The sequence below is a fragment of the Pigmentiphaga kullae genome (assembly GCF_004216695.1).
Taxonomy (GTDB): domain Bacteria; phylum Pseudomonadota; class Gammaproteobacteria; order Burkholderiales; family Burkholderiaceae_B; genus Pigmentiphaga; species Pigmentiphaga kullae.
On record NZ_SGXC01000003.1, the window covers coordinates 127,471 to 148,390 of the forward strand.

The window sequence follows — 20,920 nt, forward strand, 5'->3', positions numbered from 1 at the left end:
GCTTTGGACAAGACCGCCGCCAAGACCCTGCGCGCATTCGAACACATGTGCCGCATCGAAAAATCCATCGGGGTCAGCGCGCTTGCCGCCAAACTCGACATCACCAAGAGCAACGCGCACCGTATCCTGACCACGCTGGTCGAGACCGGCTACGTGCAGCAGCTGGAAAGCGGCGAGTATTTCCCGACGCTCAAGATCTGGGAACTGGGCAGCATGCTGCTCAGCCGGCTGGACTTCGTCCAGATCGCCAAGCCCCATCTGCGGCGCCTGAGCGAAGCCACGGGCGAACAGGTCTATCTGGCGTCGATGAGCAGCGGCGCCGTCGTCTATCTGGACGTGATCGCCAGCAAGCATCCCATACGCACCTACGCCTCCATCGGCAGCGCGGCGCCACTGCATTGCAGCGCGTCGGGCAAGGTGCTCCTGGCGTACAACCAGACGCTGGCCGACGAATACCTCGCGGCGCCGCTCGAAAAATACACCCCGCGCACGGTGACCAAGGAGGCCGACCTGCGCAAGGTGCTCGACGAAGTGCGCAAGAAAGGGTACGCCACGAACGATGGCGAATGGCACGAAGGTGTGTGTGGGGCTTCCGCGCCCGTCCATACGGCCTTTCGCGAGGGCGTGGCGGCCATCGGCATCTCCGCGCTGAAGGAACGCACGCCGCGCACCAAGCTGGTCCGCTTCGGCGAAGAACTCAGGCAGGTGTCGGTCCGGATCTCGCGAGAACTGGGCTATCACCCGGCCCTGCAAGTCTTAGGCTAGGTCCTTCAACAGCTCGCCGGCATCCGCCAGGCCGTCCAGTCCCAATACCCGGCCCACCAGGCGTTGTGCCTGCTCGGCACCGAGCGGGCGTATGCCTGCCCGCAGGCAGTCGAGCGCCTTCTCGCGGCGGTCGGCCTCGGCCAATGGTGCTTCCCGGGACCCCGGAATGTGGGCGACGTGGCGTTCGCGCCGCTGGCCGGCGCGCGTGCGGACCACCACCGTGGCGGCGCGGCTGTTGCCCCAGGCCTCGTCGACGTGGACGGCCACCCGGCGCGCCAGTTCCAGCGCGGCCGGGTCGAGCACGGCCTCGGGTTCGATGTCGCCCACGCCGAAGCGCCCGCGCAACATGGCCGCGGCGACCGAGTACTGGACGCTGAATTGCGCCGCCACCTGCGGATCGCTGGACGGATCGAACGGCGCTCCCACCAGGCGATGGACATAGGGCGAGATGGTCACCTCGAGTTCCGCGATTTCGGATGGCGGGACCGGCTGTTCCCGCGACAGGTGCAGCGCCGCCTCGATGGCGGTGTGGTTGCAGGCGCAGCTCGGGAAGCGCTTGACGCCGGTTTCCACGTGCGGATAGGACACCCCAAGGCCCTCCAGCAGCCGATCGGGCTCTCCCGGCTGGTATAGCTCGTAGAACCCGAACCGGCCTTCGAATGCCTGACGCGCGGCGGTGATCCCCCGCGCGGCCAACAGAGCGGCCAGCACGCCGCCCTGCGCGGCGAAGGCCGACGAGTAGCGCTTGACGAGGCTGCGTTCGATATTGGGCAACTGCGTCGAGCAGGCCTGGTTCACCGCGATGCCGAACGCGTGCATGGTCTGTTCGGCGTCGAGCTTCATCAGGCGGGCCGCGGCCGCGGCGGCGCCCATGATCCCGTAGATCGACGTCTGGTACCACCCCCGGTGCGGCAGCGCGGAAGCGGCGCCCAGGCGGGTGACGATGTCGTTGCCCAGAACCAGCGCCGCCACCAGTTCGCGGCCGGTGGCGCCGTGCTGCTCGGCCACCGCCAGCGCGGCCGGCAGCACCACGCTGTCCGAATGCACGCTGCCGCGTTCGGAGGCCCGCATGCCGTCGAAGTCCAGCGCCGCGGCCGCGGCGCTGTTCAGGAACGCGGCAGAGCGGGCGGGAATCTTCGCGTGGGTTGCCCAGACGGCGCTTTGCGGCTTGCCGCCTTCGTCGATGATCGCTTCGCGCACGGGCGGGATGCCGGGCGCGCAGGTGCCGGCCCAGGCCACGGCCAGGGTGTCGAGCGCCATGTGCTTGGCGGCCAGGACGGCCGCCGGCGGCAGTGCGTCCCAGGGGGTGTCGATGACATGGGAGGCGAGCCGGGCCGTAAGCGTGTCGGGCGACATGGCGGCGCTCAGGCGGTCGCGGGCAGGACGGGTGCCAGCAGGCGCTCGGCATTGCCGGAACGGATCAGCGCCTTGTCGGCTTCCGAGATGTGCGGATTGGCGGCCAGGAGCTGGACGTCCTTGTATTTCATGCGGCCGCCGGGGTCGTCGTGGGGGTAGTCGGTGGCGAACAGGAACTGCGAGGCACCGAAGAGGTTGATGGCCTCGGGCAGTTCCGCCTCCTCGGTCTCGATGGTGAAGAACAGGTTCTTCTTGAAATAGTGGCTGGGCGCCTGCCTGTTCTTGGGCTTGTAGTCATCGACGGAGACGATGCGCTTGCCGCCCTCCAGCTTGCGATAGTTGAAGCGCGGCGCGGCATCTTCGGACTCGTAGTCAACGATCTCGTTGTTGAAGACGGAATCCAGGTGCGAGACGAGAGGCTTGATGAAACCCACGCCGGCCTCGGTGAAGACAAACTTCAGGTCCGGGAAATCGTCCAGCAGTCCGCTGGTGACGAGCGAGACCAGGCTCATCTGGCCTTCCTGCGGCGCCAGCACGTCCAGTCCGTTGAACTGGTAGTTCAGCAGATTGGTGATGCGGTGGCCGTGCTGGATATTGTGCAGGAACAAGGGCATGCCCAGCGCCTCGGCCCGCTTGAAGAAGGGCCACAGTTCGCGATGGTTGCCCAGCGGGTCGGAATAGCAATGTTCATGTACGGGAAAGACCTTGTCCATGATCACGGCGCGAAAGCCGTTCGCGGCGGCCCATTCCATCTCGGCGATGGCGCCATCCACGTCCTGCAGCGCGACCAGCGCGCCGCCGATGAGGCGGTCGGGATAGCGCTTGAGCAGCTTCAGGATGGACAGGTTCCAGGAGTGCGCCATGGCCGTGGCGAGGCGGGGTTCGACCAGGTAGGAGAACACCGTCGCCGTGAGCTGGGGGAACAGGAACTGCTTTTCGATGCCCAGCTTGTCGTAATCGGCCAGGCGTTCCTCGATGTAGTAGGTGCCGCGGTAGCGCGAACCGGTGCCCGGCGGAGGCAGGGGCGTGGCCCCCGGGACGCGTGGCGGTTCCCCCGGGAACCGGACGTCTACCAACAGTCCCGCATCGTCCCAGGCCAGGCGCGGGCGGAGCGCCTCGAACTCCGGTCCGAGGTAATCGTAGACGTCGGGAGGCAGGAAGTGGGTGTCGGCATCGATGATCATGGCGGGGGCTCGTCCAGTCGTTGTTCGGGCAACGTCTCGCTTGGCCGAAACGCGCTGGAAACAGACTACTCCGCGAGTCTTGGGGCTGCAATACCGTTTTTCCAAATAATAGAACAGCTTTCCAAATTTATTGACAGCCCTGTCGCTTGTCCGTAAATTACCCAGCCAATAAGCCGTATCGCCACGGCCGTTCCTCCCCCCACACTCACACCTAGCGGGCCCGCACATGATCATCGACATGGACACCCACATCCTTCCGCGCGACATCTACGACCATGTCACCGGCAAGACCGCCGACCTGCGGCCGAGATTCGAGTTCGACAGCGCGGGCATTCTCGTGAACTGGAGTTTCCCGGGCAACTACATCGTCAAGGGCTCGACGCCGCTCCCGCCACCCGGCGCCGGCGGCAGGCACACCGGCCTGACCGACGTGGAATACCGCCTGGAGGAATACGACAAGCTGGGCATCGAGAAACAACTGCTGCTGCCGCAGTTCTCGGCTATCTATTTCAACTACACGCTGGATCCCGAGCTTGCCGGCCAGATGGCGCATTCCTACAACCTGTCCATCCTCAATCTGCTGCAGAAGTACCCGGGCCGCCTGATCGGCTCCGCGCTGGTCGCGCTGCAGGACGTGGATGGCGCCATCGCCGAGATGGAATGGGCCCGCAGGAATGGCTTCCAGTCGGTCGCGGTCGACAAGGTGTTCCCCGTGCGCGAGCACCAGTTCTCGGAAACGCTGGGCAGCCGGCGCGAGCTGTGGCCTTTTTTCCAGCGGGCCGAGGCGCTGGGCATGCCCATCGTGCTGCACAACATCCAGCACGGCCATCGCATCAGCAACCTCAACATATTCCAGCGCGACGGGCTGGATGTGGCGTCGCCGGCCGAGGGCCAGCTCAGCTTGATGTCGCTATGCACGAGCGGACTGTTCGACGACTACCCCAACCTGAAAGTGGTGTTCACGGAAGCCGGCTCGGCCTTCATCAGGCCGCTGGTGGAGCGCTTCGACGCCGCCTACGTGAAGCCGCCGCTCAACTACGAGGACGAGGACGCGCAGGCCCGTTTCCATCGCCGCGTCAAGCCTGGCGCCGAACGCCTGTCGGCCGGCAAGCGCATCACCTCGGTCGAGGAATACGAAAGCCGCAACAAGGAACCGGCCAGCTACTACTTCAGGAAGAACCTGTTCTTCACCATCGAGACGGAAGAGCCGGAACTGCCGGACTCCATCGCGTTCCTGGGGGCTTCGCAGTTCCTGTTCGCCACCGACTATCCGCACGACGACCCGGGCGGCCGCATGAAGTACAAGGACGTGCAGCTTCTGCACGACCACCCCGGCATTTCCGAGGAAGACAAGGACATCATCCGCAGCGGTTCGGCCCTCAGCATGCTGCCGGCCTGAACGGCGCACATACCTATCAGCCAGGGAGCGAGGATGGCTATCCATACTGATGTGCTGGTCGTGGGCGGCGGCAACGCCGCCTTGTGCGCGGCGCTGGCGGCACGCGCGCACGGCGTCTCGGTAATGGTGCTCGAACGGGCACCCGAAGACGAACGGGGTGGCAACAGCCGCTTCACCGAAGGTTCGATGCGTTTTGCCTTCAAGGGGGTGGACGACCTGCTGAAGGTCGTGCCCGACCTGACCGAGGACGAAAAGCAGAACACCGACTTCGGCGCCTATACCGAGGACGATTTCTTCGACGATCTTTTCCGCGTCACCGATTTCCGCAGCGATCCCGACCTGGCCGAGGTCCTGGTCAGGCGCAGCTTCGACACCGTGTGCTGGCTGCGCTCGCTCGGGCTGCGCTACGTGCCCAAGTACGGCAAGCAGGCCTACAAGGTGGATGGCCGCTTCAAGTTCTCCGGCGGGGTGGTGGTGGAGGTGGTGGGGGGCGGCGCGGGCCTGGTCGACTCGCTCTACAAGCTGGTCGCCGACCGTGGCATAGACGTGCGCTACAACGCCCGCGCGCTTTCCCTGCTGGCCGACGACAGCGGTGTTCACGGCGTCCGGGCGCGCATCGACGGCAAGACCCGGGATATCGAAAGCCACGCGGTGATCCTGGCCTGCGGCGGCTTCGAGGCCAACGCGGAATGGCGCGCCCGCTACCTGGGGCCGGGCTGGGATCTGGCCAAGGTGCGCGGATCGCGCTTCAACACCGGCGACGGACTGCGCATGGCGATCGACGCCGGCGCGCTGCCGGTCGGCAACTGGTCGGGCTGCCACGTGGTCGCGGGCGACCTGAACGCGCCGAACTATGGCGATCTCAAGTTCGGCGATGCCTTCCAGAAGCACAGCTATCCGTTCGGCGTGTTGGTCAATGCCGAAGGCAAGCGCTTCTTCGACGAGGGCTACGACTTCCGCATGTACACCTATGTGGAGTGCGGGCTGGCGCTGGCGCGCCAACCCAAGCAACTGGCTTACCAGGTCTTCGACGGCAAGGTGCTGCATCTGTTGCGCGACGAGTACCGGCTGCGCAGCGTGACCAAGGTGCGCGCCGATACGCTGGAAGGTTTGGCCGAGAGCCTGGAAGGGGTCAATCCGCAGCAGTTCCTGGCCACCATACGGGAGTACAACGCGGCGGTCCGTACCGACCGGGCGTTCGATCCCAACAGCAAGGACGGGCGCTGCACGGAAGGCCTGGCGTTGAACAAGTCGAACTGGGCCAACACCATCGACGAGGGCCCGTTCGAGGCCTACCCGGTTACCACCGGCATCACGTTCACCTTCGGCGGGCTCAAGATCAATGCCCGCGCCGAAGTGGAGGACGTCGACGCGCGCGTCATCCCGGGCCTCTATACGGCGGGCGAAATGGTGGGGGGACTCTTCTATTCGAACTACCCCGGCGGCAGCGGCTTGATCTCGGGCTCCGTCTTCGGGCGGGTCGCGGGCGATGCCGCCGCGGAATACGTGCGTTCGCGCTAGGCCATGGAAACGACCGGTTTCGCCGACGGCGACGAGATCCGCGCCCGGTTCTCCCGCCGCATGTCGGAAATGTACAGGCGCGAGGTACCGCAGTACGGCGCGCTGCTCGACCTGGTCGCGGACGTCAATGCCGCCGCGCTGCAACGCGATCCGGCGCTGCGCGAGCACCTGGCGCGTGCCGGGGAACTGGAACGCCTGGGGGTCGAGCGCCATGGCGCGATCCGTCTCGGCTCCGCCGGGGAGCTTGCAACGATGCGGCGCATCTTCGCCGTCATGGGCATGCAGCCTGTCGGCTACTACGATCTTTCGGTCGCGGGCGTGCCCGTGCATGCCACCGCCTTCCGCCCGGTGGACGAGAAGTCGCTGGCGCGCAATCCGTTCCGGGTCTTCACGTCGCTATTGCGCCTGGACCTGATCGGGGATGCGGGCCTGCGCAAGACCGCGGCGGAAATCCTGGAACGGCGCCGGATCTTCACTCCCCGCCTGCTGGCCTTGGTCGAGCGGGCGGAAGGGCAGGGCGGGCTGGCCGGTGCCCAGGCCGACGAACTGGTGGCCGAGGCTCTGCAGACCTTTCGTTGGCACAGCGCGGCCACGGTGGACAAGTCGACCTACGCCAGGCTGCACGACGCCCACCGCCTGGTCGCCGACGTCGTCTGCTTCAAGGGGCCTCACATCAATCACCTGACGCCGCGCACGCTGGACATCGATGCCGTGCAGGCGGCAATGCCGGCGCGAGGCATCGCCGCCAAGACGGTGATCGAAGGGCCGCCGCCGCGCAAGGTGGCGCTTCTGCTCAGGCAGACGAGTTTCAAGGCACTGGAGGAGCGCATTGCCTTCGCCGGCGAGGACGTCCGGGCACCGGGCACGCATACCGCCCGCTTCGGCGAGATCGAGCAGCGCGGGGTGGCACTGACCCGCAAGGGGCGCGCACGCTACGACGCGTTGCTGGCGCGCGCCCGGCGGGGCGCGTCTGGCCAGGATTACGCCGGCCGGCTGGCCGGCGCGTTCAAGGACTTCCCCGACGATCTGTCCACGCTGCGACGCGAGGGGCTGGCTTTCTTCCGCTATGCGCGCACCGGCCGGGGCAGCCGGGGCGCTGCCGCCGAGGGCCTTTCCCTGGAGACGCAGATCGAACGCGGCCTGGTCCGCGCCGATCCCATTGTCTATGAAGACTTCCTGCCCGTGAGCGCCGCCGGCATCTTCCAGTCCAACCTGGGGGACGCAGGACCTCGCAGCTATGCCGGCAACGCCGCTCAAGCGGCATTCGAGCAGGCCCTGGGGGCATCGGTGCTGGACGAGATCGCGCTGTACGAAGCGGCGCAAACCCGTTCGCTCGACGCGCTTCGCGCAAAGGTGAGGCAATGAAAATACTGGTCGCGGTCAAGCGGGTGGTGGACTACAACGTGAAGGTCCGCGTCAAGGCGGACGGCTCCGGCGTGGACATCGCCAACGCGAGGATGAGCATGAATCCCTTCGACGAGATCGCCGTCGAGGAAGCCGTCCGGCTGAAGGAAAAGGGTGTCGCCACCGAGGTCGTGGCCGTCTCCTGCGGCGTCGCCGCGTGCCAGGAGACCTTGCGCACCGCCATGGCCATGGGCGCCGACCGGGGCATCCTGGTCGAGACCGACGAAGCGCTGCAGCCCCTGGCCGTGGCCAAGGTGCTCAAGGCGCTGGCCGACCGGGAGCAGCCGCGGCTCATGCTGCTGGGCAAGCAGGCCATCGACGACGACGCGAACCAGACGGGCCAGATGCTGGCGGCGCTGGCGGATCTGCCGCAGGCGACCTTCGCGGGCCGGATCGAGCTGCGGGACGGCGAGGCGGTGGTCACCCGCGAGGTCGACAAGGGCGTGGAGACCGTCGTGCTGTCCCTGCCCGCCGTCGTCACCGTCGATCTGAGGCTGAATGCGCCGCGTTTCGTCACCTTGCCCAACGTCATGAAGGCCAGGAAGAAGACCATCGAGGTCGTCAAGCCCGACGATCTCGGGGTCCAGGCCGGATCGCGCCTGCGCACGATCCGCGTCACCGAGCCGCGTCCGCGCACGGCGTCCGCCAGGGTGCCCGACGTGGCGACGCTGGTCGACCGGTTGCGCAACGAAGCCAAGGTCCTTTGAGGGAGAGTCGCATGGCCGCACTCGTCGTTGCCGGGCACGACAACGTTTCCATCGAATCCGCCACGCTCAGTACCATCGCGGCCGCCGCCGCTTGCGGCGGCGAGGTCCACGTACTGGTCGCCGGCAGCGGGGCGGACGCAGCCGCCCGGGCCGCATCCCGGATCGCCGGCGTCGCCCGGGTGCTGCATGCCGAGGCACCTTGCCTGGCCGATGGCCTGGCCGAGAACGTCGCGGCCCAGGTGCTTGCCGCGGCCGGCGGCTACAGCCACATCCTTTTTCCTGCGAACGCCGCAGGCAAGAGCGTCGCGCCGCGCGTCGCGGCGAAGCTCGACGTCTCCCAGATCAGCGACATCGTCCGCGTGGAAGGCGCGGACACCTTCGAGCGGCCCATCTATGCCGGCAACGCGCTGGCCCTGGTGCAGAGCGGCGATCCCGTCAAGGTGATCACCGTGCGCGCCACGGGTTTCGATCCGGTGGCGGAGACGGGCGGGGACGCGCCGATCGAATCCATACCGGTAGTGTCCGGCCACGGCAAGAGCCGTTTCGCCGGACGCGAGATCAGCAGCAGCGGCCGTCCCGACCTGACCGCCGCGAAAATCGTGGTGTCGGGCGGCCGCGGGTTGGGCAGCGCCGACCGGTTCCGGGAGGTCATCGGTCCGCTGGCCGACAAGCTGGGCGCGGCGATCGGCGCCAGCCGCGCCGCCGTCGATGCGGGCTATGCCCCGCACGACGTGCAGGTCGGGCAGACCGGCAAGGTCGTGGCGCCGCAGCTCTATATCGCCACGGGCATCTCGGGCGCCATCCAGCATCTGGCCGGCATGAAGGATTCCAAGGTGATCGTGGCGATCAACAAGGATGGCGAGGCGCCGATCTTCGGCGTTGCCGACTATGGGCTGGAGGCGGACCTGTTCGAGGCGGTCCCGGAACTGCTGGCGCGGCTGTAGCGCCTGTCGGAAGGAGAAGTTGCCTGCCCCGAACACTGTGCGCAGGCGCAGGTAGGGGGAAAGCGGCTTGTTCGCTATCATGGCCGGAAAAATGGCCTGGATTCGAGCGAACATTCATGATTGACGCCTCACCCTCCACCGCCGGCAGTGGCAACGAAGCGCTTGCCGCCGTACCCGGCGAACTGCGTGTCTTCCAATGGCACGACCACGCTTCCCTCTGGTTCAACCTGGGGGTCGGGCTGCTGGTCATGCAGATGGGCTCGTATCTGCTGCCGGCCCTGAGCCCCCCGCAAGCCTTGCTGGCCATCGTGCTGGGGTCCGTGGTGGGCGCCGGCCTGCTGGGCTGGGTCGCGTGGATCGGCTGCCGCAGCGGCCTGTCCAGCGCCGGGCTGATGGTGGCGGTCTACGGGCGCAGCTTCGCGCGCCTGCCCATCGTCCTGAACATCGTGCAACTGCTGGGCTGGGGCGCTTTCGAGCTGGTGGTGATGCGCGATGCCACGGTCGCCGTGGGCCGCCATGGCGGCGCCATGACCGCCGATTACTGGCCCTACCTGGCCACGCTGCTCTGGGGCGCCGTGATCCTGCTGCTCATCGGCGGCTCCATGGTGCGCCTGGTGCGCCGCATCGTCTCGCGCGTGGCGCTGCCGCTGGTCGTGCTCTCGCTGCTGTGGCTGAGCTGGCAATTCCTTTCCATGGCGCAGAGCCAGGGCCTGGCGGCCTTGTGGAACCGGAGCGGCTCGGGCGGCATGGGCGCGCTGTCGGCCTTGGACCTGGTGATCGCCATGCCCATCAGCTGGCTGCCTCTGGTGGCCGACTACGCGCGCCACGGCAAGAGCGGCCGTTCGGCGTTCACGGGCGCCTGGACCGGCTATGCCGTGGCCAACATCTGGTGCTACGGCCTGGGCGTGCTGGTCGCGCTGACCCTGCCGAGCCAGGACCTGATCATGGCCCTGCTGCAGGCCCAGGGCGGCCTGATCGCCTTGTCCCTGGTGCTGATCGACGAAGTCGACAACGCCTACGGCGACACCTATTCGGCTTCCGTGTCGGCGCACAGCATCGTTCCGCGCTGGAGCATCCGCCGCTGGGGGCTGCTGATCGCCACGGCCTGCTGCCTGCTGGCCATGGTGCTGCCCATGCACAGCCTGGAGCCGTTCCTGCTGCTGCTCAGTTCCTGCTTCGTCCCGCTGTTCGGCGTCATGCTCGGCACCCTGGGCCTGGGCGCCGACGCCAACCGGCTGCTGCGCCAGGCGCCCGCGGTACGGATCAAGGCCGTGCTGATCTGGGCTGCTGGCGTTGCCTGCTATCACCTGCTGCCGCTGGCGACCACGGCGCTCGGCTCGGCCTTGCCCACGCTGGCGCTGAGTTTCGGGCTGGCCGTGGTGTTCATGCGGCGGCGGGAGCAGGCGGAGCCCGTTCCCGCCTGACCGCTTCCGATGGCCGCCGCTCTCTGCCGGCTTCAGCGGCAGATGTAGTTCGCCGCATCATCCGGGTCGCCCGTTCCCCGGTAGGCCGCCTGTGCGGGATAGGCGCACAGCGGACGGGTTCTTTGTACCGATCCTGCCGCCACCCTTGATGCGACGAAGTCGTCCGGCGGAGTGCCTTGTTCCACCCACCGGTCCATGATGGCAAGAATGTCGCGGCTCGGATCCGGCGCGGTATCGGCGTCGGCGCGCAAGGTGGTCGCGCCGGGGCCGCCGCTGCAGTGGCCCATGCCGGGAACCAGGAATAGCCGGTAGAACTCGTCGAGCGCTGTCCGGGATCCTTGCGCGGCGAGTACGCGATCGTAGTAGCCGATGCTGTCGTAGGCACTGACCACCGGATCGCTCCAGCCGTGATAGACCATCAGCTTGCCACCCCTCGCCTTGAACGCCGACAGGTCGGCGCTGGTCTGGTCGACCAGTGGCGCGATCTTCGCATACGCATAAGAAACGTCGCGGTCGAAATCGAATGTCCACCAGTTCCACTGCGGATCGTCGAAAACCCAGTAGCGCCAGAAATCGGCCCGTACCGGCTCGGTCGACCCCATGTAGCCTGACCAGCCCGATTCGCTGCCCACGGGCCAGCCGGGATAGAGCTGGGCCTTCGTGCGGGGATTGCGCGGACCCTGATAGATGTTCCGCGCGGCGCCAAGCTGGTCGGGTGTGAGGCAGTCCGCGGCATCGCCCGCGGTGCACAGCAGGCTGGCGACGTCGAACTTGTCCGCGGTACAGGCGCGGGGATCGTCGATGACGCCGTCCGCCACGCCATCCAGCGTGTCGCAGGCCGCGACGGCGCGGTCCGTGATGAGCCGGAGCTTGGCCGTCGTCAGGAACTGCGTGAGGTTGTCGTTGGCGGGACGGTTGGAGCGGAAACGCCACATGAATTCGATGTTCAGGGCGGTGCGGTTATTGCCCGGAGCGCCGGCGATGATGCCGTCGAAATCCTCGGGATAGCGCTGCGCCTCCGCGAACCCCTGATGGCCGCCCGTGGAACATCCCAGGTAGTAGGCCCGGTTGGCCGGCGTACCGCGCAGCTCGGTCAGCAGCTGCTTGCCGGCGACCGTGATCGCATTGACCGACCGGGAGCCCCAGTCGATGATTTTCTCGGCATTGCCGACGCCCCACAGCATGTCCTCCGTCTGGTGGCCGGTATCGCCGCCCAGGACGGCATAGCCCTGCCGCATGGCGTAGGCCATGTCGCCGTAGCTCAGCGCCGGGCTGTAGCCGCCGTTGCCGGTCGTGACCAGCTTGCCGTTCCAGGATGTTCCTTCGGGCACCCAGAGCTGGAAGTTGATACGCGAGCTGGCCGTGGGCATGGCCACGGCGTCGATGCGGCAGAACGCGGGGACGTCGTTCAGGTCCTGGCGACTGTCGGCGGGGCGATAGGTGCCGGCGGGAACGGACGATACCGCCGTGATGCTCGCCGAGGGGATCCGCACGTCGGCGAAGCTTTCCGGCTGGCAGGCGCGGGCGACGGGTTCCGGGGAGACGGGCGGCGGGGTCCCGCCGCTGCCGTCACCGCCTCCGTCGCCGCCGCCGCAGGCCGCGAGCGACGCGGCCAGGACAAGCGCGACAGGCAATGCGGTGCGTGCGGGAAGTGGATATCCCATGATTTCTCCTTTGGTGTGGCGCCGCGCTCGTTGTCGATCTTGTGCGCGTGGCGAGGGTGGGCGCAGCCTTCTTGTCCGCCGCACTCTAAGCCGGGAGATTTCATTTGGGAATTCGAAAATTTACATGAATTTATCGATTGTTCAGGATAATCGGGACGGCGAACGATGACGTGCCATGGTGAACGCCCCCTCGGCCACCAGGACCAGCACAGCCACCCAGATCGCCAGGTAGGTGGGCCACTGCGAGAAAGGAATCGATTCGCCCAGCACCCCCGCGGCGACGACCACCAGCAGGACCGGTTCCACATAGATCAGCAGGCCGAACAGCGTCACGTTCAGCTTCGGCGCCGATAGCGCCTGCAACCCCAGCGCCGAGGCGCTGATGATCCCCAGGCCGAGGATCAGCCACGGCAGGCTGGGCGGGGCATCGGCAGGCAGCGCGTAGCCGCCCTGCAGGACGAAGAACACACTGACGGGCAGGCCCAGCGTCATGTCCAGCCACAGCGAACCCAGGGTATTGGTATGGGTGGCGCGGCGCAGCCAGAAATAGCCGGGATAGCCCAGGCACACCAGCAGCGCGGGCCAGGATACGGTGCGGACGATCGCCAACTGATAGGCGATGCTCACGAGCGCCAGTCCGCCGGCCAGCAGCTGCATCCGGCTGATGCGTTCCTTGAACGCGAGCCGGCCCAGCGCGACCATCGCGATAGGCAGCAGGAAATAACCCAGCGACACGTCGAGCCCGTGGCCGTTGACGGGCGCCCACATGAACAGCCAGAGCTGGGCGCCGAGCAGGGTGGCCGACAGCACGCGCTGCGCCCAGAAGAACCGCTCGCGGCGCAACCGCGCGGCAAGCTGGCGGATCTCGTGCCAACGCCCCATGGCCAGGACCAGGAGCGTCAGCGCCGGGACGGTCAGCAGCATGCGCCAGCCGTAGATGGCCGCGCCGTCCAGGGGGCGCAGCAAGGTGGTGTAGGCGGACATCAGCGCGAACAGCGCCGAGGAGGCGACGTTGAGCAGGACGCCGGTGGAGGTGTTGAGGGAAGGCGGGGCGGTCATTGGGGTGGGGGTTCGGAAGATGGCCAGGACCGATTCAGCGCAGATCGTTGACGGCGGACACCATCATCCGGGTGAAGTCGTCGGCGATGCCGGTACGGACGGCGCCTTTGCGTACGATGCGAAAGAAATCAACGTCCACCGCCGGATCGACGAGCTCCTGGACGACGACCTTGTAGTGGCGGCACGCGGTGAGCGCAAATGCCGGAATGATCGCGGCGCCCACACCGATCTCGGCCAGGGCGATCTGCGTTTCTATGTGATTGACGGACGTATTGCCGGCGTTGTCGTTGGCGCCGTCGGGCAGGTGCCGGGCGATCAATTGCTGTACCGCGTTACTCGGCTGCAGGCCGATCAGCGGGGTGCCGCCCAACTGGTCCCAACGCGTCTGCCCGATACGGCGCAGCGGATTGCCGCGCTGCTTCCCGTCGGCTGCGCTGACGAGATACAGCCGCGACGAGAACATCCGGGTGCGTTCGATGCCCGTTGCCCCTTTCAAGAAAATGCCGAAACCGATGTCGAGTTCGCCGCTGGCCACCAGGTCCTGGATTGCATCGCGCTGTAGTTCCAGCACCCGCAGGGTGACATGGGGGTAGTTGCGGCGGAACGCAGCGAAGGCCCGTGGAATGAGCTTGTTGCAGACCAGCGGCGTGGCGCCCAGGCGCAGGGCCTGCCGCACTCGTGTCTCGACTTCATGGACTTCGGATACCGCCACTTGCAGATCCTGCACCACCCGCTGGGCGGTGGGGAGCAACCTGGCGCCAGCTTCGGTCAGGGTGACCGAGCGGGTGGTGCGGTCGAACAGCCGGCTGTCCAGTTGCGCTTCGAGTTCGCGGATGCAGAAGCTCAGGCCCGCCGGCGTGATGTGCAGACGCTCGGCGGCCTTGGTGAAGCTGCCGAGCTGCGCGGAGTGGACGAAGGCCAGCAATTGGCGGGTCGATATATTCATAAGAATTACTTGGTAATTCGATTGATATTGTAGCTTGTTGCTGCCTGAGAATTCTCCCAAGATGCGCGGATGGGTGTACCCGCTCCTTGTCCTGGTCCCGTTTCCGGAGAGAAAGATGGCTGCTTCGCATTCCGCTTGTGCTGGAACTGTTTCGCGTTTCAACCGCCGGGTCGTCTTGAAGCGCGTCGCGCTGGCCGCGGCGTTCGCCATGGGGTGTGCCGGGGCGCATGCGCAGTCCTATCCCGATCGGACGATCACGCTGGTCGTCCCGTTCGGCCCCGGCGGCCCCACCGACTCCAGCGCCCGCATCATTGCCCGCGCGCTCGGCGCAAAGCTGGGCCAGTCCGTGGTCGTGGACAACAAGGCGGGAGGCGGCGGCACCGTCGGTCCCATGGCCGTGGTGCGGGCCGCTCCCGACGGTTACACCCTGCTGTGGGGAGGCACCAGCAGTCTCGCGATGGGGCCAGGCCTGTATCCCAAGCTCGGCTATGACCCGGTCAAGTCCTTTGCGCCGATTGCCCAGGTTGTACGCGCTCCGCATCTGTTCGTCGGACGGCCCGACCTGCCTGCGCGCAATCTGACCGAGTTGGTGGCCTTGGCCAAGGCGCGACCAGGCAAGCTGACGTTCGGGTCGGCCGGCGCGGGATCGTCCACGCACCTGGCCGGCGAATCGTTCAAGGCCACCTTCGGCGTCGACCTGCTGCACATCGGCTACAAGAGCGGCGCCCAGGCTGTCGCCGATGTACTGGGCAAGCAGATCGACCTGGTGTTCGATGCCGTGCCCGCGCTGGCGCCAAGCGTGCAGGCCGGCACGCTGCGGGCATTCGGCGTGACGGGCGTGGCGCGCAGTCCGCTGTTGCCCAACGTGCCCACCATTTCCGAGCAGCTCGGGCAGCCTTTCGACGCCTATAGCTGGTTCGGGTTGCTGGCCCCCGCCGGTACGCCCGCTCCGGTCGTGAGCAAGATCGCCGCCACGCTGGAAAGCGCGTTGAAAGACCCCGAGGTCCGTGGGCAGTTGCAGTCGGCGGGTTTCGAAGTGCTCGGTTCGAGCCCCGAGGCGTTCGCCGACACCATAGGCAAGGAAGCCGCCAAGTGGACCTCGCTGATCAAGAAGCTCGGGCTGACCAGCGAGTGATCCGGTCCGCCCACAACCCAGGCCGGAGCCCAGGAGGCCCCGGCTGCATGATGCAGGAGAATCAATGAAACACCCCGGGAACGAGGCGGCGCCGATCCTGATCGCCGGCGGCGGCATCGGCGGCCTGGCCGCCGCACTGGCCCTGCTCAGGCGCGGTATCGACGTGATCGTGCTCGAGCAGGCGCCGCAACTCAGGGAAGTGGGGGCGGGGGTGCAGATCAGTCCGAACGGTTCGCGTGCGCTGCACGACCTGGGCGTTCTGGAGGCTGTCCGCGCCAGTTCGTGCAAGACCGAGGGCAAGGAGATCCGGCTGTGGAGCACCGGTCAGACCTGGAAGCCTTTCGACCTGGGAGACCAGGCGGTCAAGCGTTTCGGCTTTCCGTACTTCACGGCCTACCGGGTCGATCTGCACAACGCGCTGCTCGACGCCGTGCGCGAGCTGCGGCCCGATGCCATCCGCCTGAACAGCCGCTGCGTCGATTTCCTGCAGGATGAGGACGGCGTGACGCTGACGCTGGCCGACGGCAGTACCGTGCGGGGCCGGGCGCTGGTCGGCGCGGACGGCATTCATTCGACCGTGCGCACGCGGGCATTCGGCACCGAACAGGCCAGCTATGCCGACATGATCGCCTGGCGCGGCGTGATTCCGATGGAGCGGGTGCCGGAACGGCTGCGGCGGCCGGTCGGCACCAACTGGGTGGGGCCCGGCGGCCATATCATCCACTACCCGCTGCGCCGGGGCGAGTTGATGAATTTCGTCGGCTATCTCGAGGGCAAGCCCTGGGTGGCCGAGTCCTGGACGACACAAGCGACGGTAGAGGAATGCGCGCGCGATTTCTCGGGCTGGCACGACGATGTCCACGCGCTGATCGCCTCGATGGACGCGCCGTTCAAGTGGGGCATGGTGCGCCGTCCCCGTCTGGAAGCGTGGACGGCCGGGCGCATCACCTTGCTGGGCGATGCCTGCCATGCGATGTTTCCGTTTCTCGCGCAGGGGGCGGTCATGGCCCTCGAGGACGGCGTCGTGCTGGCTCGTTGCATCGAGGCCGAGCCCGGCACGGTGGATGCGGCGCTGGCGCGCTACGAAAGGCTGCGCCGCGACCGCTGCTATGCGGTCGTCGATGGTTCCGCGCAGAACGTGGGGCGCTTCCACAATCGCGTGCTTGCCGATCCCGTCGAGGGGCCCCGGTACATCGAGCGCGAGTGGGCATCGCAGCAGGTGCAGGCCCGCTACGACTGGATTTTCGACTACGACGCGGCCGGCGTCGATCTGGGCGAGCCGGCCATGGCCGTGGGAGAGCGCCATGCATGACACCGCCATTTTCGACACCCAGCATTTCGGACAGACGATGGGGCCGGGCGTGTCGCCGGCGCTGCTCGTGGTCGATTTCACTGTGGGATTCAACGATCCGGCGGCGTTCGGCGGCGGCAACATCGGCGCGGCGATCGCGGCGACCACCGAACTGCTGGCATTGGCCCGCGCGCATCGGTGGCCGATCGCGCATACCCGGATCGTCTACGCCAGCGACGGCAGCGATGCCAACGTGCACTGCCTGAAGGTGCCGCGGCTGCTGAGCCTGACCGAGGACAATCCGCAAAGCGATTTCGTGCCCGAGCTGACGCCGCGGGACGGAGAGATCATCGTGCGCAAACGGCTGCCGTCGGCCTTCTTCGGCACCGACCTGGCCGGCATGCTGTTTGCCCGGCGGGTGGACACGCTGTTCATCGCGGGGTGCACGACCAGCGGCTGCGTGCGTGCCAGCACGCTGGACGCGATGTGCCACGGCCTGCGTCCGATGGTGGTTGCCGATTGCGTGGGGGATCGATCGCTGAGCGCCCATGAGGCCAGTCTGTTCGACCTGGGCAAGAAATACGCGGACGTGATCACCTTCCAGCAAGCAGCCGGGATGGCTTCCCGGTTCGCACAGGCCGAGACGACGCCCATGGGAACGGATCATGTCCGTCGGTGACGAGTATCGCGGCCAGATGTGGCGGGAAGTGCTGGCGTTGTGCGAGCTCCGGCGGGACGAAGGCGTCATCGTATTGACCGGCGAGTCCAGCCATCTCCAGAACGTCGATGCCGCGATGCGGGCGGCGGTGTCCCTGGGCGCCAGGCCCTTCCGGGTCGAGCTGCCTCCGGTTCCTCCGTGGCAGCACGGTGCCGACGACCGTACGGCCGCCGTCGGCACGACGCCGCTTTCCGGCAACCCCTGGGCGCTGGGCGCCTTGAAGCAGGCGGGGCTGATCATCGATCTGCTGGGGCTGCTGCATTCGCCCGAGCAGGTCGAACTGCTGGCGGGCGGCACACGGATGCTGATGGTGGTCGAACCGCCGGAGGTGCTGGCCAGGATGGTGCCGACCCGCGACGACAAGCGGCGGGTGATGGCCGCCAACGCCGCGCTGGCTGCGGCCCGCAGCATGCATGTGAGGTCCGGTGCCGGTACCGACCTGCGGCTGGGTATCGGCCAGTTCCCGACCTTGCCCGAATACGGCTATGCCGATGTGGCGGGGCACTGGGACCACTGGCCCAGCGGATTCCTGTCCACCTGGCCCAACGAGGGCAGTGCCGAGGGCCAGGTCGTCATCGACGTGGGCGACATGCTGTTTCCGTTCAAGCGCTATGTCGAGAGTGCTCCCATCCGGCTGCGGATCGAGGCGGGATTCATCGTCGATATCGCCGGCGGCTTCGAGGCGGATTATCTGAAGCGGCACCTGGCGTCCTACCGCGACCCCGGCGCATACGCCGTCTCGCATGTCGGTTGGGGGCTGCAGCCCAGGGCGCGCTGGACCGGACTGGGCATGCGCGACAAGGCGCAGTCGCTCGGCATGGACGCGCGCGCCTACTACGGTAATTTCCTGTTCTCGACCGGCCCGAATGCCGAAGCGGGGGGAGGCAACCGCAGCGCCTGCCACGTCGACATTCCGATGGCGCGTTGTTCGCTTTGGCTGGACGGCCAGCCCATGTTGATCGATGGCGATGTCGTCGCGCCGGACCAGGCCGTCGAGGGAGCGGGTTCGCAATGACCCCATTGGACTGCCAGCGCCACGAATTTCCGCCCACCCGCCTGCACGGTGGCGATGTGCTCGAACGTCCCGTGCTTGCGTTCGCCACGCATGGAAGCCTGTCGCCCGCGAGGGACAACGCCATCCTCTTTCCCACGTGGTTCGGGTCCACGCACCACAACAATACCTGGCTGATCGGCCCGGGAAGGGCGCTGGATCCGTCACGCTATTTCATCGTTTGCGTCAATCTGCTGGGCAACGGACTGTCCAGTTCGCCCAGCAATACTCCATCGCCTCACGACGGCCCGCGCTTTCCGGCCATCCACGTGCTCGACAACGTCCGCCTGCAACGCAGGCTGCTGCGGGAGCGGTTCGGCATCGGCACGTTGCGGCTGGTGGTCGGCCGCTCGATGGGTGCCCAGGCGGCGTTCCAATGGGCTGCTTCGTATCCGTCGGAGGTCCGGGGCATGCTGGCCTTGTGCGGGTCGGCCCGGACCACGCCGCACAACCAGGTATTCCTGGCCAGTCTCGCCGCGGCGCTGAAGGCGGACCAGGGATGGCGCGGCGGGGACTATGCCGAACCGCCCATGGCGGGCCTTCGCGCGCTCGGCCATGCCTATGCCGCCTGGGCCATGTCGCCGGAGTTCTATCGCCGCGGCCTCCATCTGGAGCAGGCCGCCTCCGTGGACGACTATGTCGCCCGCCGGTGGGCGGGCAACTTCATCGGGCGCGATGCCAATGACCTGCTCAGCATGATGAGCACCTGGCAGCGGGCCGACTTGAGTGACGATCCGGCGTTCCTGGGCGACTGGAAGGCCGCGCTGCGCGCCATCGCATGTCCCGCCATCGTGATGCCCAGCCGCACCGATATGTACTTCCCGCCGGAGGACAGTGCGGCGGCGGTCGAACACATGCCCGATGCCGAACTGCGGGTGATCGAGTCTGCCTGGGGACACCGGGCGGGATCGCCGGGCTCGGATCCGGCCGACGTCGCGGTCGTTGATGGGGCGTTGAGGGAGCTGCTGCGCAGGAGCGGCTGATCCGCTTGTCGAAGGAGCCGGGTTTTTCCCGGCCCTGGCGGCATCTCCGAGGGCATTTGCCGGCCTTCGAAAACGGGCTTAGAATTGCGTTCCTGCCGCTTGGCGGCAGTGCCTTCCGTCCAGGCGTTCAGCCCGGGCATCCAAGGCGGGTGTAGTTCAATGGTAGAACGGCAGCTTCCCAAGCTTCATACGAGGGTTCGATTCCCTTCACCCGCTCCAGTTACGCTCCACGCTCAATTCGTCGCCTTGGAAAATAATTCCAGGTGACCGAAGTTCAAAGAATGTTTTTCCTTACGCTGATTGCGCAGGGAAAAATCCCTCCCTGACACCCCAAGTTCGACGCATTTGCCGCAGAACGGCATCGGGACCGCCCCCGGCGCGGACCATGCGGGCACCGCGATTGCTGACGAGCGACCGCCATCTAGCAGATACCTCTTGCCCTGCCGTCTGAGGAGCCTCACATGGCCGCGCCTGTCCAGCATCGCCGCATCCGCGTCGACAATATCGATACCTTCTACCGCTTGGCGGGCCCGCCGGACGCGCCGGCCATTCTGCTGCCGCACGGCTACCCCTGCTCTTCCTACGAATTCCGCAACCTGATGCCTCGCCTGGCGGATCGCTGGCGGCTGGTCGCGCCCGATTATCCCGGCGCAGGCTACAGCGCTACGCCGGACGATTTCGATTACAGCTTCGATGGCTATGCGGCCTTCCTGGACCGTTTCGTCCTGGCGATGGGCCTGGACCGCTTTGCGCTCTACCTTCACGATTTCGGCTCGCCGATCGGCGCGCGGCTGGCGATCCGGGCGCCGCATAGGGTGACAGCGCTGATCATCCAGAATGGCGATGTTCCCTACGAGGACGCCCTGGGCCCCAAATACGCGGACATCGAAGCCACCTGGGCGCTGCCGCCAGCCGAAATGCGCCGGGCCATCGGCAGCAGCATCACCGAAGCGAGTTTTCAGGAAGAGTTTCTGAACCATGTCCGGCCGGACATCGCCGACCGGATTTCCCCGGACTTATGGAAACTGCATTGGTCCCTGATGACGCCACGCCGCAAGGAGGTTGCCATCGACTTGATCGCCGGCCTGAAACAGAACCGATCGTGGTTCTCACGGCACCGGCGATACCTGGCGGACCACAGGCCGCCCACATTGATTGTCTGGGGGCCGCAGGACCACTACATGCCTGAAGCCTCCGCCCGTGCCTATCTGCGCGACTTGCCGGATGCCGAACTCCACCTGCTGGACGGCGGCCATTGGTTGCTGGAAACGCATCTGGATGAAGTAGCCGCGCTGATGCGGGTGTTCCTGCAACGGGTGCATGCGGCCTGATCGGCCGATACCGCGCGGGGCCAAACGCCTCGGGTAAA

The 20,920-nt window shown here is 66.9% G+C and carries 18 protein-coding genes and 1 tRNA gene; 14 read left to right on the forward strand and 5 right to left on the reverse strand.

Going from position 1 to position 20,920, the window contains the following annotated elements; all coding sequences use genetic code 11:
- Positions 1–3 precede the first annotated feature (3 nt).
- A complete protein-coding gene (locus tag EV675_RS23440) occupies positions 4–765 on the forward strand; it encodes an IclR family transcriptional regulator (RefSeq protein WP_130360520.1) in 762 nt (253 codons plus the stop codon).
- On the opposite strand, the gene EV675_RS23445 is transcribed toward EV675_RS23440, so the two are convergent.
- Entirely contained in the window at positions 757–2,121 is a 1,365-nt protein-coding gene (locus EV675_RS23445; protein WP_130360522.1) for an MmgE/PrpD family protein, read from the reverse strand. The two genes, EV675_RS23440 and EV675_RS23445, sit on opposite strands and share 9 nt — an antisense overlap.
- Positions 2,122–2,129: 8 nt before the next feature.
- A complete protein-coding gene (locus EV675_RS23450) occupies positions 2,130–3,305 on the reverse strand; it encodes an amidohydrolase family protein (RefSeq protein WP_165404737.1) in 1,176 nt (391 codons plus the stop codon).
- A gap of 226 nt (positions 3,306–3,531) precedes the next feature.
- Between EV675_RS23450 and EV675_RS23455 the strand changes: the two genes are divergently transcribed.
- The 6 genes from EV675_RS23455 (at position 3,532) to EV675_RS23480 (ending at position 10,704) form a co-directional block, all read left to right on the forward strand.
- Positions 3,532–4,704: an amidohydrolase family protein gene (locus EV675_RS23455; RefSeq protein ID WP_130360526.1), complete on the forward strand. Its 1,173-nt coding sequence runs from the start codon at positions 3,532–3,534 to the stop codon at positions 4,702–4,704.
- Between the two features lie 33 nt (positions 4,705–4,737).
- Complete coding sequence (gene tcuA / locus EV675_RS23460; RefSeq protein ID WP_130360528.1) at positions 4,738–6,225, forward strand: FAD-dependent tricarballylate dehydrogenase TcuA; 1,488 nt, start codon at positions 4,738–4,740, stop codon at positions 6,223–6,225.
- Positions 6,226–6,228: 3 nt separating this feature from the next.
- On the forward strand, positions 6,229–7,590 hold the full coding sequence (gene hglS / locus EV675_RS23465) for a 2-oxoadipate dioxygenase/decarboxylase HglS (RefSeq protein ID WP_130360530.1): 1,362 nt from the start codon (positions 6,229–6,231) through the stop codon (positions 7,588–7,590).
- Positions 7,587–8,336, forward strand: a complete 750-nt coding sequence (locus tag EV675_RS23470; RefSeq protein WP_130360532.1) for an electron transfer flavoprotein subunit beta/FixA family protein — start codon at positions 7,587–7,589, stop codon at positions 8,334–8,336. The genes hglS and EV675_RS23470 overlap by 4 nt, the downstream gene beginning before the upstream one ends.
- An 11-nt stretch (positions 8,337–8,347) precedes the next feature.
- Positions 8,348–9,280, forward strand: a complete 933-nt coding sequence (locus EV675_RS23475) for an electron transfer flavoprotein subunit alpha/FixB family protein (RefSeq protein ID WP_130360534.1) — start codon at positions 8,348–8,350, stop codon at positions 9,278–9,280.
- Positions 9,281–9,396: 116 nt separating this feature from the next.
- Positions 9,397–10,704: a purine-cytosine permease family protein gene (locus EV675_RS23480; RefSeq protein ID WP_130360536.1), complete on the forward strand. Its 1,308-nt coding sequence runs from the start codon at positions 9,397–9,399 to the stop codon at positions 10,702–10,704.
- A gap of 32 nt (positions 10,705–10,736) precedes the next feature.
- Here the strand turns inward: EV675_RS23480 and EV675_RS23485 are convergent, their stop codons facing one another.
- The 3 genes from EV675_RS23485 to EV675_RS23495 form a co-directional block, all read right to left on the reverse strand.
- The gene (locus EV675_RS23485) at positions 10,737–12,368 is read right to left on the reverse strand and encodes a tannase/feruloyl esterase family alpha/beta hydrolase (RefSeq protein ID WP_130360538.1); all 1,632 of its coding nucleotides are present in this window, start codon (positions 12,366–12,368) and stop codon (positions 10,737–10,739) included.
- 141 nt (positions 12,369–12,509) lie between these two features.
- On the reverse strand, positions 12,510–13,427 hold the full coding sequence (gene rarD, locus EV675_RS23490) for an EamA family transporter RarD (protein WP_130360540.1): 918 nt from the start codon (positions 13,425–13,427) through the stop codon (positions 12,510–12,512).
- Positions 13,428–13,461: 34 nt separating this feature from the next.
- Positions 13,462–14,373, reverse strand: a complete 912-nt coding sequence (locus EV675_RS23495) for a LysR family transcriptional regulator (RefSeq protein ID WP_165404738.1) — start codon at positions 14,371–14,373, stop codon at positions 13,462–13,464.
- A gap of 115 nt (positions 14,374–14,488) precedes the next feature.
- On the opposite strand from EV675_RS23495, the gene EV675_RS23500 reads away from it, so the two are divergent.
- The 7 genes from EV675_RS23500 to EV675_RS23530 all read left to right on the forward strand — a co-directional run bounded on the left by EV675_RS23500 (position 14,489) and on the right by EV675_RS23530 (position 20,882).
- Positions 14,489–15,508: a Bug family tripartite tricarboxylate transporter substrate binding protein gene (locus EV675_RS23500; protein ID WP_130360544.1), complete on the forward strand. Its 1,020-nt coding sequence runs from the start codon at positions 14,489–14,491 to the stop codon at positions 15,506–15,508.
- Between the two features lie 64 nt (positions 15,509–15,572).
- Positions 15,573–16,820 (forward strand): FAD-dependent monooxygenase, encoded by a 1,248-nt coding sequence (locus EV675_RS23505; protein ID WP_130360546.1) that lies wholly within the window; start codon positions 15,573–15,575, stop codon positions 16,818–16,820.
- On the forward strand, positions 16,813–17,478 hold the full coding sequence (locus EV675_RS23510) for an isochorismatase family protein (protein ID WP_130360548.1): 666 nt from the start codon (positions 16,813–16,815) through the stop codon (positions 17,476–17,478). Before EV675_RS23505 ends, EV675_RS23510 begins: the two co-directional genes overlap by 8 nt.
- Complete coding sequence (locus tag EV675_RS23515; RefSeq protein ID WP_130360550.1) at positions 17,465–18,532, forward strand: 2,5-dihydroxypyridine 5,6-dioxygenase NicX family protein; 1,068 nt, start codon at positions 17,465–17,467, stop codon at positions 18,530–18,532. Before EV675_RS23510 ends, EV675_RS23515 begins: the two co-directional genes overlap by 14 nt.
- Positions 18,529–19,551: an alpha/beta fold hydrolase gene (locus EV675_RS23520; protein WP_130360552.1), complete on the forward strand. Its 1,023-nt coding sequence runs from the start codon at positions 18,529–18,531 to the stop codon at positions 19,549–19,551. Before EV675_RS23515 ends, EV675_RS23520 begins: the two co-directional genes overlap by 4 nt.
- Positions 19,552–19,696: 145 nt before the next feature.
- Positions 19,697–19,770, forward strand: a tRNA-Gly gene (locus EV675_RS23525).
- Between the two features lie 242 nt (positions 19,771–20,012).
- Positions 20,013–20,882, forward strand: a complete 870-nt coding sequence (locus EV675_RS23530; protein WP_130360554.1) for an alpha/beta fold hydrolase — start codon at positions 20,013–20,015, stop codon at positions 20,880–20,882.
- Positions 20,883–20,920: the final 38 nt, after the last annotated feature.

Bases quoted from the DNA above. Each gene is read 5' to 3' on its own strand.
- EV675_RS23480 (WP_130360536.1), top strand. From the start codon at position 9,397: ATGATTGACGCCTCACCCTCCACCGCCGGCAGTGGCAACGAAGCGCTT.
- rarD (WP_130360540.1), bottom strand. From the start codon at position 13,427: ATGACCGCCCCGCCTTCCCTCAACACCTCCACCGGCGTCCTGCTCAAC.
- hglS (WP_130360530.1), top strand. From the start codon at position 6,229: ATGGAAACGACCGGTTTCGCCGACGGCGACGAGATCCGCGCCCGGTTC.
- EV675_RS23445 (WP_130360522.1), bottom strand. From the start codon at position 2,121: ATGTCGCCCGACACGCTTACGGCCCGGCTCGCCTCCCATGTCATCGAC.
- EV675_RS23450 (WP_165404737.1), bottom strand. From the start codon at position 3,305: ATGATCATCGATGCCGACACCCACTTCCTGCCTCCCGACGTCTACGAT.
- EV675_RS23515 (WP_130360550.1), top strand. From the start codon at position 17,465: ATGTCCGTCGGTGACGAGTATCGCGGCCAGATGTGGCGGGAAGTGCTG.
- EV675_RS23485 (WP_130360538.1), bottom strand. From the start codon at position 12,368: ATGGGATATCCACTTCCCGCACGCACCGCATTGCCTGTCGCGCTTGTC.
- tcuA (WP_130360528.1), top strand. From the start codon at position 4,738: ATGGCTATCCATACTGATGTGCTGGTCGTGGGCGGCGGCAACGCCGCC.
- EV675_RS23475 (WP_130360534.1), top strand. From the start codon at position 8,348: ATGGCCGCACTCGTCGTTGCCGGGCACGACAACGTTTCCATCGAATCC.
- EV675_RS23510 (WP_130360548.1), top strand. From the start codon at position 16,813: ATGCATGACACCGCCATTTTCGACACCCAGCATTTCGGACAGACGATG.
- EV675_RS23495 (WP_165404738.1), bottom strand. From the start codon at position 14,373: ATGAATATATCGACCCGCCAATTGCTGGCCTTCGTCCACTCCGCGCAG.
- EV675_RS23470 (WP_130360532.1), top strand. From the start codon at position 7,587: ATGAAAATACTGGTCGCGGTCAAGCGGGTGGTGGACTACAACGTGAAG.
- EV675_RS23505 (WP_130360546.1), top strand. From the start codon at position 15,573: ATGAAACACCCCGGGAACGAGGCGGCGCCGATCCTGATCGCCGGCGGC.
- EV675_RS23530 (WP_130360554.1), top strand. From the start codon at position 20,013: ATGGCCGCGCCTGTCCAGCATCGCCGCATCCGCGTCGACAATATCGAT.
- EV675_RS23520 (WP_130360552.1), top strand. From the start codon at position 18,529: ATGACCCCATTGGACTGCCAGCGCCACGAATTTCCGCCCACCCGCCTG.
- EV675_RS23500 (WP_130360544.1), top strand. From the start codon at position 14,489: ATGGCTGCTTCGCATTCCGCTTGTGCTGGAACTGTTTCGCGTTTCAAC.
- EV675_RS23455 (WP_130360526.1), top strand. From the start codon at position 3,532: ATGATCATCGACATGGACACCCACATCCTTCCGCGCGACATCTACGAC.